The 10130-nt window shown below is 63.8% G+C and carries 11 protein-coding genes; all 11 read right to left on the bottom strand.

Annotated elements, in window-relative coordinates; genetic code table 11:
• Positions 1–5: 5 nt before the first annotated feature.
• Positions 6–638 carry a translesion DNA synthesis-associated protein ImuA gene (gene imuA, locus BM321_RS16225; RefSeq protein WP_092257184.1) on the bottom strand — a complete coding sequence of 211 codons (633 nt, stop codon included), beginning with the start codon at positions 636–638 and terminating at the stop codon, positions 6–8.
• Entirely contained in the window at positions 638–1255 is a 618-nt protein-coding gene (gene lexA, locus BM321_RS16220) for a transcriptional repressor LexA (protein ID WP_092443272.1), read from the bottom strand. Before lexA ends, imuA begins: the two co-directional genes overlap by 1 nt.
• A gap of 223 nt (positions 1256–1478) precedes the next feature.
• Positions 1479–1757: a DUF971 domain-containing protein gene (locus tag BM321_RS16215; protein WP_092443270.1), complete on the bottom strand. Its 279-nt coding sequence runs from the start codon at positions 1755–1757 to the stop codon at positions 1479–1481.
• Entirely contained in the window at positions 1754–2716 is a 963-nt protein-coding gene (locus BM321_RS16210; protein WP_092443268.1) for a HEAT repeat domain-containing protein, read from the bottom strand. Before BM321_RS16210 ends, BM321_RS16215 begins: the two co-directional genes overlap by 4 nt.
• Complete coding sequence (locus BM321_RS16205; protein WP_092443266.1) at positions 2713–3561, bottom strand: ABC transporter ATP-binding protein; 849 nt, start codon at positions 3559–3561, stop codon at positions 2713–2715. The genes BM321_RS16210 and BM321_RS16205 overlap by 4 nt, the downstream gene beginning before the upstream one ends.
• Complete coding sequence (locus BM321_RS16200; protein ID WP_092443264.1) at positions 3561–4343, bottom strand: ABC transporter permease; 783 nt, start codon at positions 4341–4343, stop codon at positions 3561–3563. Before BM321_RS16200 ends, BM321_RS16205 begins: the two co-directional genes overlap by 1 nt.
• A 128-nt stretch (positions 4344–4471) precedes the next feature.
• Positions 4472–5878, bottom strand: a complete 1407-nt coding sequence (locus tag BM321_RS16195) for an ABC transporter substrate-binding protein (RefSeq protein ID WP_092443262.1) — start codon at positions 5876–5878, stop codon at positions 4472–4474.
• 235 nt (positions 5879–6113) lie between these two features.
• Positions 6114–6359 carry a 4Fe-4S dicluster domain-containing protein gene (locus BM321_RS16190; protein WP_003180418.1) on the bottom strand — a complete coding sequence of 82 codons (246 nt, stop codon included), beginning with the start codon at positions 6357–6359 and terminating at the stop codon, positions 6114–6116.
• A 24-nt stretch (positions 6360–6383) separates the two neighbouring features.
• Entirely contained in the window at positions 6384–8114 is a 1731-nt protein-coding gene (locus BM321_RS16185) for a fumarate reductase/succinate dehydrogenase flavoprotein subunit (protein WP_060741498.1), read from the bottom strand.
• Positions 8107–8865, bottom strand: a complete 759-nt coding sequence (locus tag BM321_RS16180) for a GntR family transcriptional regulator (protein WP_092443260.1) — start codon at positions 8863–8865, stop codon at positions 8107–8109. Before BM321_RS16180 ends, BM321_RS16185 begins: the two co-directional genes overlap by 8 nt.
• Before the next feature lie 90 nt (positions 8866–8955).
• Positions 8956–9987, bottom strand: a complete 1032-nt coding sequence (locus BM321_RS16175) for an AraC family transcriptional regulator (RefSeq protein ID WP_092443257.1) — start codon at positions 9985–9987, stop codon at positions 8956–8958.
• Positions 9988–10130: the final 143 nt, after the last annotated feature.

Here is a 10130-nt window from a genome sequence, read left to right as displayed (position 1 = left end):
CAACCTCAATGCCCGGTTTGTGGGGCGAGCGTGGCAAAGGCAATCGGCGCCGAACGGGCCAGTCCACCCCGGCACTTGAGCACGCGCAACTGCGCAGGCCGGGTATCGATGGCAATGCGCAGGGCCGCCGGCGACGGGTTGATGGCTTCCTGGATCGAGCGCCAGGCGAACGCCAGGGCCTGGCCGGTTTCCGCCGCCACTTGCAGGCGACGCAAGGCCCGGTCGTCCGCCTGGCGGGGCCAACACAGCACCGCGCCACAACTGCCCGAACGCAGGCATTGTTCGGTGGCCCACAGGGCATCGCGTTCATCGGCGCGGATCACCGATAACTGGCGCAGGTCGATGCCGGCGTTCTGCCAGGCCTGGGGATAAGGCACGAACGGCGGCGCCACCAGCACGATCCGCTCCCCCGCTGCCGACAGCCGCGCCAGGGTCGGCCACACCAATTGCAACTCGCCCACGCCCGGCGCGGCGATGAGCAGTTCCGTCAAGGCCGCCTCCGGCCAGCCACCACTGGGCAACGCCGCATCCAGTGCTGCATGGCCAGTGGGCTGCGGACTGGCGGCCGGCGGCGCAGGCCGGCCCTTCCAGACCTGGCCGCCGTTGAACAGCGTGTCCAGCGCAACGACAGCGCCCATCAACCTTGCCTCACCAAGCCACAGAACACCCCTTCTATCGCCAGGTCCTGGTCGGCCTCGACGATGATCGGCTGGTAGGCCGGATTACGCGGCAGCAAACGCACCCGCTCGCCGATGCGCTCGAAGCGCTTGATGGTGACTTCACCGTCCAGGCGCGCCACGACGATCTGGCCGTTGGAGGCCTGGGGTGTGCGCTGCACGCCCACCAGGTCACCGTCGAGAATGCCGTCCTCGATCATCGAATCGCCCTGGACCCGCAACAGGTAGTCCGGCGCCTTGGTAAAAATCGCCGGATCCAGCATCAGGCGGCTGTGAACCTCGGCATCGGCGCCAATCGGCAGGCCGGCAGCCACTCGCCCCAGCACCGGCACGTCCAGCAGTTCAGGCCGTGGCGGCTGGTTCAACAGCCGGATGCCCCGGGCCTGGTGCGGATTGACTTCGATGAAACCGGCCTCGGTCAACGCCAGCACATGCTTGCGCGCCACGCTACGGGAGGCGAAACCGAACGCCTCGCTGATTTCAGCGAGGCTGGGGGGCTGACCCTGAGCGGCGATGCGTTCGCGGATGAAGGTCAGGATGGCGGTGCGGCGGGGGGTGAGAGTCGTCATGGAGTACATTTGTACTCTTTCGGGATTTTTCTGACAAGCGCCGCCAGTCAGTTCACAGCTTGCCTGTACAAGTCAGTGTGGCGAGGGAGCTTGCTCCCGCTCGGCTGCGCAGCAGCCGTGACACTTACCTCCTATTTACACAATGCACTGTGTTGAATGATTTAGGGCTGCTGCGCAGCCCAGCGGGAGCAAGCTCCCTCGCCACAGGTTTCATCACTTATCCTTAAGTGTGTCAGTGCTCAAGCCCCGCCAGGTAGGCCCACGGGTAAATCCCCCGCTCATGCCCGTCACTGAAAACCAATTGCACCCCGTAGCCCTGTGGGTTGACTGCCACCACCCGGATCCGCGGATCGACCTGGACGGTCAGCCCTTGCAGGCGCAACGCCCGGCACCGCGAGCATGGGCAGTGGCGGCGCAGGGTGACGTGGTCCAGGCGTTGCTCGCGGCCGCCGGGCCAGTTCAGGCGCAATTGACCCTTGCCTTGGGAATTGCCGATCGCCCCCGGGCTCATTGCAGTTGACCCAAGGCAATGCGTACGGCTTTGCGCACTTCGGGGTCACCATCGTCCTGGGCCGCCTGCAACGCCGGGATTGCGCCTGGTTCGTTCAACTCGCCCAAGGCCAGGGCCGCTTCCTTGCGCAAGTTGCTGATGCGATGGCCCAGGGTTTCGATCAAGGCCGACAACGCCGGGGCGTAACGCAAGCGACCGAGGCTGCGAGTGGCCCGCAAGCGCACTTGCCAATAATCGTCACCCAAGGCCTCGACCAGGGCCGGACCGGCATCGGCGTGACCGACCTTGCCCAAGGTGGTGGCGGCTTCTTCGCGCACCGCCCAGGCCGGATCCCGAAGGGCCTGGCGCAGCGCCGGCAAGACCTGCGCATCCGAAGCCAGGCCAAGGGCGCCAGTGGCCGCGCGGCGCACCTCAGTATCCGGATCATCACTGGCCAACCGGGCCAGGGCCGGCAAGGCGTCGAGGTGCTTGAGCCAGCCCAGCACGCCAACCGCCTCGCGGCGCACGCTGGCATCGCCGTCAGCCAGGGCAACGATGGCCGCCGGTGCCGCCTCGAGCAGGCGTAATTCGCGCAAGGCCCTGAATGCCGCGACGCGCACACCGGCCTCGTCATGTGCCGTCCAAGGCAGGATCACCCTCCCCGCCGCCTCGCTCTTGAGCAGGCTCAGGCTCTGGGCGGCAGCGGCCTGCACACTCGGCGACGGATCGGTCAGGGCCTCGCACAAGGCGCCCACCACCGGCGCATCCTCCCAGGCTTCAAGCAAGCGCGCGGCTTCGGCTCGCACGTCGGCACTGGGATCCTCGGCCAGACGGTCCACCAGCCACAGCAGGCCTTCTGGCTCCTCAAGGTCGGCCAGTTCGATCAGGGCGATGCGGCGCACGCCCGGGTCCTGGTCAGTCAAGCGCGGTTGCAGGGCGAGGATGTCGTCGTTGTCGGTGTTTTCGAATAGAGAGGTCATAGGGCAAATCGCGGCAAGGAGGTTTCAGGGGGAAGCCCCAGGGGATTGAGGCGCGGCAACTGTCGGCCGTCTTCATGGCGCAGCAGTTCGAGGCAGTGACGCTTCAAGCGGGAGAATTCAGGGCGGGTGACCAGTTCGGTCGTGCGTGGCCGTGGGAAGTCCAGGCGCAGGTCCTCGATGATCCGCCCCGGACGCGGGCTCATCACCAGCAAGCGATCGGCCAGGAACAGCGCCTCGTCGATGTCGTGAGTGACGAACACCACGGTGGTGCGAATGCGGGTCCAGATGTCCAGCAGCAGCTCCTGCATATTCAACCGGGTCAGGGCATCGAGCGCGCCGAAGGGTTCATCCATCAGCAGCAGCCGTGGACGGTTGACCAGCACCCGAGCGATCTCCACCCGTTGCTGCATGCCTCCGGAGAGTTGATCCGGCCAATGCCCGGCGAAGCCCTCCAGGCCCACCAGCGCAAGGATCTCGTCGGCGGCCCGGTGTCGTTCGGCCTTGCCCAGGCCGCGCATTTTCAGGCCGAAAGCGACGTTGTCGCGCACGCTGCGCCAGGGAAACAGTGTGTGCTGCTGAAACACCATGCCGCGTTGAGGCGACGGACCGGAAACGCTCGAGCCGTCGACATTCAAGCTGCCGGAGCGCGGTTGCAGATGCCCGGCCAAGGCCCCGAGCAAGGTGGACTTGCCGCAGCCGGACGGCCCGAGGACACAGACGAACTGACCCGCTTCGATCTGGCAATCGAGCCCCTGGACCGCTTCAAAGGCCTGGGCTCCCTGGCCAAGGACAATGGACAGCTGACGGATATCGATCCGTCCTTCGGGTGTGTGCATCATGCTCATCAGGCTTTTCCTCGTGGTCGATGCCAAGGCGTGAACAGCCCGCCCAGGCGTTTGATCAGCAGGCTGCTGCCCATGCCCAGCACACCGATCAGCAACATGCCGACGACGATGTCGGCGTAGTTCTGCACGGTGTAGGAGGCCCAGGTGTAGTAGCCGATGCCGTACTGGCCGGCGATCATTTCCGCCGTCACCAGGCAGAACCAGGACGTGCCCATGCCGATGGCCAGGCCGGTGATGATGCTCGGCGCGGCGCCCGGCAGAATCACCTCCAACAGGATCGCCCGGCGTCCGGCCCCGAGGCTTTTCGCCGAGGCGATCAAACGCCGGTCCACGCCTTCGACGCCGTGTACGGTGTTGAGCAGGATCGGGAACAGCGCGCCGGTGAAGGTGATGAACACCATCGACAGTTCCGACGAGGGAAACATCAGGATCGCCAGGGGAATCCAGGCCACCGCCGGGATCGGCCGCAGCACTTCCAGGGGCGGCAGCAACAGGTCTTCGGCCCATTTCGAACGACCGATGGCCAGGCCCAGCGCCACGCCGATCAACAACGCCGCGCCATAACCGGCAAAGACCCGGCCCAGACTGCTGCCCAGGTGCCGGGCGAGATTGCCCGACTCTCCCAGGCCCAGCGCCGCCAGGATCACCGCCAGCGGGGTCGGGACGTTGGCGAAAGTCACCAGGCCGAGGTTCCAGTGGCCGGTTGCGGCGAGTTGCCAGAACAACAGGCAGAGCAACAGTGAAGCGGCTCGCAGGAGCCAGCGTTTGGATAATAGGGACACGAATTGATCCTCTGATGTGTACCCCTGTGGGAGCGAGCTTGCTCGCGATAGCGTCAGACCAGTTGAATGGAGGTGGCTGACACGCCGCTATCGCGAGCAAGCTCGCTCCCACAGGTCGTTGGCCGAAATCAGCGGGCGGCAACGGCCTGGCTGGTGGCCTCGCTGAAGTCGAAGACTTTTCCGCCCTGGGCGGTAGCAAATTGCTGGGCCTGCCCCTTGAGCAGGAACGCACTGAGCTGGCCCTTGGCATCACTGGCGAACCACGCCTGTTCGGCCAGCAGCTTGATTCCGCTGTCGCTGGCCTGGGTATAGACGGCGCGGATGCCCTTGCCTTCCTGCTTGAGACTCGCCAGCGCGGCGAAGGCCGATTGGGCCGAGGCGTAATGGCGCACTTTCGGCTCGCCGCGTACCCAGATCTCGGCCACGTGGCGGGCGTCGGCTATTGCCTGGCCGGTCGACGCATCGCTGCTGCCCAGCGGGGTCTGGGCGTAGTTAGCCAGTTGCGCGTTGTAGTCCAGGTTCGACGCCTTGAAGGCGGCGCGGATGTACTGGTCATCGATGAAGGTATTGAGGTCCAGGCCACGATCAGCCTTTTTCAGCAGCTTGAGGGTGTCGATGGCGGTGCCGACGGCCTGGCGGTATTCCGGTTTCCAGGTCAGGTCGCGGGTCTGCACGCCCAGCGGCCCGTGGAACAGGTAATTGACCTCGGCATCCACCCCAGTGACCTTGGCGATCAGCTCGCTGTACTTCTCCGGCTCGGCGGCCAGCAGTTGATTGGCCTCGATGGTGGCGCGCAGGTAGGCGACGACGATTTCCGGGTATTGCTTGGCATAGGCCTGGTCCACCAGCACGCCGTGGAACGTCGGTGTGTTGGCCTGGGCACCGTCGTAGATCTTGCGGGCGAAACCTCGGCTGGGGAACAGTTCGGCGAACGGCACGAAGTCGGCGTGGGCGTCGATCTTGCCGGCTTGCAGCGCCGAGCCGGCGACTTCCGGCGGCTGGGCAATGATGCTCACATCCTTGAGCGGGTCCCAGCCCTGGGCGGCGACAGCACGCAGCAACATGCCATGGGCAGTAGACGCGAACGGTACGGAAATGGTCTTGCCCTTGAGCTCGGCCAGGGACTGCACGCCCGACGCACTGGGCACCACGATGCCGTTGCCGCTGCCTTGGGTGCTGCCCGACAGCACGCTGATGAACAGGCTGTGCTTGCCGGCGGTTTCGAACGCCACGCCGTTGAATGCGCCGGGGAAATCGGCCATGGCGCCGAAGTCGAGTTTGCCGGCGACCATCTCGTTGGTCAGCGGCGCGCCGCTGGTGAAGTTCTTCCACTGGATATCGTATTGGGCGTCCTTGTAGGCGCCGTCATGGGGCAGGTATTTGTCCAGCAGGCCCAGCTCCCGGATCAACAACCCGCCGGCGGCGCAGTTGATGGTGGTGTCCTGGGTGCCGATGGCGATACGGATGGTTTCTGCCTGGGCAGGCAGGGTCAATGAAGCCAGTACCAGACCGGCGAGTGCTGCGCGCAATAGCATGGGTGTGTCCCCTCGAATCATTTATTGGATGTCGTCTCCGCCACGATCAGGGCGCGGTGGGAAACGAGGGGTGTTCAAATTGGGCGTCCGGGGGTGGCCGGATGGCTTTTTGGGTGTCAGGACTGGCCTCATCGCGGGCAAGCCCGGCTCCCACAGGTTTATCGGTGTACATAAGATCTGCGACTGGCTTCGACCCACTGTGGGAGCGAGCTTGCTCGCGATGGCGTCCTGTCGGTCAACGCAACAGATACGGAATCTCCACTTTCACCGCCCCCGTCGGGCAGTCCTTTTCACAGGGCATGCAGTACCAGCATTCGTCGAACGCCATGTAGGCCTTCTGGGTCGCCGGGTTGATCGCCAGCAAATCCATGGGGCACACATCGACGCAAACCGTGCAGCCCTTGTGAGCGATGCATTTGTCCTCGTCCACGGTGACGGGGGCATTGGAGCGGAAAAAGATTTCCTGGGGTTGATAGGCCATGGGCGTTCTCTCTGGGTGGACGGTTCACGCCGCGTCGGCACCGACCCGCAGCCGGTCGTAGGCCTGCAGTTCGTCGGCATCGAGGGCGATGACGTAGGGTTCGACGGCTTTCTTGAATGAAGTCATCGCGCCGTCATCGCCCTTCTTCAAATGGCAATGGCAGAACCAGTCGCTGTCGTTGCGTTGTGGATGATCGACCCGATAGTGGTACAGGCCCCAACGGCTTTCGGCGCGAAACAGCGAGGCACGGGCGGCCATTTCGGCGCAGTCGCGGATAACGCTGACTTCCATGGCGCGCATCAGCTCGTGAGGGTTGTGGGCCTTGAGCTGGTCCAGGTCGCGCTGGATATCGCTGAAGCGTTGCAGGCCGATCTGCATTTTCTTGGTGACTTTCGGCGGTTGCAGGTAATCGTTGACGAAGCGGCGCAGCTTGTATTCCACCTGGGCCGGCGGCAGGCCGTGCTCGCGGTCCAGCGGCGCGTAGACACGTGCCCTCTCCCGTTCGATCTGCCCGGCATCCAGCGCCGAGAAATCCTTCCCGGCCACGAAATCCGCGGCGTTGTTGCCGGCAAACCAGCCATAGGTGAACGCACCGAGCATGTAGTTGTGCGGCACTGCCGCCATGTCGCCGGCCGAGTACAGGCCCTTGACCGAGGTCTCGGCCCGCTCGTTGACCCACACGCCCGACGCCGAATGGCCGCTGCAAAAACCGATCTCGGAGATGTGCATTTCCACCATCTGCGTGCGGTAGTCGGTGCCGCGGTTGGCATGGAACTGACCGCGACTCGGCCGTTCGTTGCTGTGCAGGATCTCTTCGATGTTCTGGATGGTTTCCTCGGCCAGGTGATCGAGCTTGAGGAACACCGGGCCATTGCCACCTTCGAGTTCCTGGTGGAACTCCCACATCATCTGCCCGCTCCAGTAGTCGCACTCGATGAAGCGCTCGCCCTTGTTGTTCGCGGTATAACCGCCCAGGGGGCCAGTGACATAGGCGCACGCCGGACCGTTGTAATCCTTGATCAGCGGGTTGATCTGGAAGCATTCCAGGTTCGCCAGTTCGGCACCGGCGTGGTAGGCCATGGCATAGCCGTCGCCGGCATTGGTCGGGTTCTCATACGTGCCCATCAGGTAGCCGGAGGCCGGCAACCCCAGGCGCCCCGCCGCGCCGCAGCAGAGGATCACGGCCTTGGCCTTGATCACATGAAAGTCGGCGGTGCGGCAATCGAAGCCCATCACACCGTTCACCGCGCCCGCTTCGTCGGTCAGCAACCGGGTGCAGACCAGCCGATTGGTGATGCTCACTCGCGCCCGTTTCAGTTGGCGATAAAGCACCTTCTTGATGTCGTGCCCTTCCGGCATCGGCAGCACATAAGCGCCCATGTGATGGACTTTTTTCACCGCGTAGTCGCCGGTTTCATCCTTCTCGAACTTCACGCCCCAGCGGTCCAGTTGCTCGATCGTTTCGAAGCTGTGGGTGGCATAGGCGTACACCGCCGCCTGGTTGACGATGCCGTCGTTGGCGATGGTGATTTCCTTGGTGTACTGCTCGGGCGTGGAATGGCCGGGGATGATCGCGTTGTTCAAGCCGTCCATGCCCATGCTGATGGCACCGCTGCGCTTGACGTTGGCCTTGTCCACCAGCAGTACGCGCAAGTCACGGTTGCGTTCCTTGGCCTTGATCGCCGCCATGGGCCCGGCGGTGCCTCCGCCGATGACGACAATGTCGTATTCCTGTTCCAGGGTGCTTCTAGTCATGGAGCTGCGTCCCTTTGTGCCGGTCGATCCGCAAGCGATACTGGAAGGCGTCGCCGCGGTAATAGAGGTGTTCGAAGTCCAGGGGCTGGCCGCTGGCGTCATGGGTCAGGCGCTCGATGCGCATGATGGGCGAGCCTGGTTCGACCTCCAGCGCCTGGGTCAGGTCGCTGTCGGCCAGCACCGCATCAATGGCCAGGTCGGCATGGCCCAAGGTCAAGGCGCAGTCGTTTTCCAGGATCAGGAAAATATCGCGGGTGACCAGGTCGGCCTTTTCCAGGCGTTCACCCAGGGCCTTGGGCAAGTAGGTGATCTCCAGGGAAACCGGCTCGCGGTTGATCAAGCGCACCCGTTTGATCTGCGCCACTGTGTCCCCTTCCGTCAACTTCAGGCGCTCGGCCACCTGTTTGTCGGCCGCGATGAACTTGAAACTGAGCAAGCGGTTGATCACCTCGAAGCCGCGTCCGGTCAAGGACTCGGCCAGGCCTTGGAGAGTGCTGACGTTCTGAAAGGTCTTGGGCTTGGCGACGAACGTGCCCTTGCCATGGATCTTGAAAATCAGCCCTTCCTTTTGCAGGTCGCCCAAGGCCTGGCGCACGGTGATGCGGCTGACGCGAAACAACGCGCCGAGCTCGCTTTCCGAGGGCATCTGCCCGCCCTGGGGGTATTCGCCATCGAGAATGCGTGCGCGCAACACGTCTCGCAGTTGCGTGTGCAGCGGTACGCTGCTGAGGGAAAGAACGTTGTCGGCCATGGCCCCTATCACTTGTCATAACGAGTTGTGACAAGATCTTAGGGAAACCCGCCAAGACTTGAGAAATACCGTTTGGACATAACCTTAGAGCTAGGCGCCTTCGTTGCGAAACGCGCTCGGGCTCATGCCGGTCCAGCGCCGGAACGCCCGGCGGAAACTGCGCACATCGCTGTAGCCGACTTCTTCGGTGATGCGCTCGATGGACAATTCGGGGTTGGCCAGCAGGTTCAGGGTGCGGCTGCGGCGCACTTGTTCGAGCAAGGTCTCGAAGGTCAGGCTGTGTTCGGTCAGGCGCCGACGCAGGGTGCGGCTGCTCATGTTGAGATCGCTGGCGATTTTCTCGATGTGACTGCCACGGCTCAGGTCCCGGGCAATGGCCCGTTCCACGGTCTGGATCAGGTCGATCTTCTGGTGGACCTCGCAGGCCTCCTGCTCCAGCAAGGCCAATGCCTGGCGCAGGGCCAGCGGGTGATGATTGGGCAGGCGCATATCCAGCCAGTGCACATCGATCAACATGCGATTGTGCCGGCAACCGAAGCGCACATCCGGCCCCAATATCCGCTGATATTCCTGGGCATAGGACGGCGCGGCGTGCATGAATTCCACGGCCAGGGGCTTGAAATCGGGACTGGCCAGCGCCCGGCCATAGACCATCAGGCTGGCGAAGAACTCTTCCACGGCAAACACCTGGATCTCGGCAAAAGGCAGTCGACAAGTGGCCTCGACCATGATTCGGTCAGGGGCTTCTTCGACACGGGTCACCGCGATGCCGCCGGTGGTGTGCTGGTAACGAACCCCCAGGGCGAAGGCATCGCGCAGGGTTTCGCACAACGACAAGACGTGGCCCAGCAGGCCGAGGGTGCCAAGCACGTTGCGGTCACCCACCCACAACCCCAGGCCCTGGTCGGGCAACAGCTTGAGCGAACGTTGAATCATGATCACGGCCTGGCGGTAGGAAATGCGCTGGGCCGGATCTTGCAGGTCATCGAGGTCGAACCCCAGGCCGCGACACAGGCTGGCGGCATCGAAGCCCTTGTCCGCCACCACCTCGGCCAGGGTTTGCAGCAGGAATGGCGAGACCAGCGCCAATTCATAGGTGGGGTCGATGACTTTCATCTGCATGGGGCGGATTCCGGAGCACGTTAGGTGGCGTTTTTGTAACCGGTTATTTCATAAAGTTAGCATGAGCCACTGGATAGAGGGGCCTGAAAATCTGGCCGCTCAAGTCCCCTGTATGGCCGCCAATACCCTGCCCTGTCGGCGGC

Origin of the sequence: Pseudomonas sp. NFIX10, assembly GCF_900111955.1 — a bacterium.
Lineage (GTDB): Bacteria > Pseudomonadota > Gammaproteobacteria > Pseudomonadales > Pseudomonadaceae > Aquipseudomonas > Aquipseudomonas fluorescens_AA.
The sequence above is the reverse complement of the archived record's forward strand: the minus strand, read 5'-3'. Positions and strand labels throughout refer to the sequence as shown.

What these genes read in the sequence shown, in the direction of transcription:
- imuA (WP_092257184.1), bottom strand. Translation starts at nt 638, where the DNA reads ATGGGCGCTGTCGTTGCGCTGGACACGCTGTTCAACGGCGGCCAGGTC.
- lexA (WP_092443272.1), bottom strand. Translation starts at nt 1,255, where the DNA reads ATGTACTCCATGACGACTCTCACCCCCCGCCGCACCGCCATCCTGACC.
- BM321_RS16215 (WP_092443270.1), bottom strand. Translation starts at nt 1,757, where the DNA reads ATGAGCCCGGGGGCGATCGGCAATTCCCAAGGCAAGGGTCAATTGCGC.
- BM321_RS16210 (WP_092443268.1), bottom strand. Translation starts at nt 2,716, where the DNA reads ATGACCTCTCTATTCGAAAACACCGACAACGACGACATCCTCGCCCTG.
- BM321_RS16205 (WP_092443266.1), bottom strand. Translation starts at nt 3,561, where the DNA reads ATGAGCATGATGCACACACCCGAAGGACGGATCGATATCCGTCAGCTG.
- BM321_RS16195 (WP_092443262.1), bottom strand. Translation starts at nt 5,878, where the DNA reads ATGCTATTGCGCGCAGCACTCGCCGGTCTGGTACTGGCTTCATTGACC.
- BM321_RS16190 (WP_003180418.1), bottom strand. Translation starts at nt 6,359, where the DNA reads ATGGCCTATCAACCCCAGGAAATCTTTTTCCGCTCCAATGCCCCCGTC.
- BM321_RS16185 (WP_060741498.1), bottom strand. Translation starts at nt 8,114, where the DNA reads ATGACTAGAAGCACCCTGGAACAGGAATACGACATTGTCGTCATCGGC.
- BM321_RS16180 (WP_092443260.1), bottom strand. Translation starts at nt 8,865, where the DNA reads ATGGCCGACAACGTTCTTTCCCTCAGCAGCGTACCGCTGCACACGCAA.
- BM321_RS16175 (WP_092443257.1), bottom strand. Translation starts at nt 9,987, where the DNA reads ATGCAGATGAAAGTCATCGACCCCACCTATGAATTGGCGCTGGTCTCG.